The organism is Ochrobactrum sp. SFR4 (assembly GCF_019730395.1).
Classification (GTDB): domain Bacteria; phylum Pseudomonadota; class Alphaproteobacteria; order Rhizobiales; family Rhizobiaceae; genus Pseudochrobactrum.
This window is the reverse complement of the sequence record NZ_JAAPBB010001073.1, coordinates 1-251: the sequence shown is the minus strand read 5'-3', so window position 1 is coordinate 251 and position 251 is coordinate 1. Positions and strand designations below refer to the sequence as shown.

The window sequence follows — 251 nt, the reverse complement described above, 5'->3', positions numbered from 1 at the left end:
CCGTTCAGCACGGTTTCCTATACCAAGGATTATATGGAAAACCGGCAGGCCAAGGATATTGGTTCGGTGATCGGCGCGACGGATCCTTCGATCTATGTTTCCAGTACATCTAATATCTATGAAACATTCTATATTCGCGGATTTGCGGGTGCTGCGGATGATGTGAGCTATAATGGCCTGATCGGTATGGCGCCGAATATGCGCGGCTCAACAGAATTTGCCGAGCGTATTGAAGTGCTCAAAGGCCCGTC

Annotated in this window: 1 protein-coding gene; it reads left to right on the top strand. The window is 49.4% G+C overall.

Features of this window, described 5'->3' with window-relative positions; all coding sequences use genetic code 11:
- On the top strand, positions 1-251 hold a 251-nt coding region (locus HBA93_RS22350; RefSeq protein ID WP_221724700.1), incomplete at both ends, for a TonB-dependent receptor plug domain-containing protein.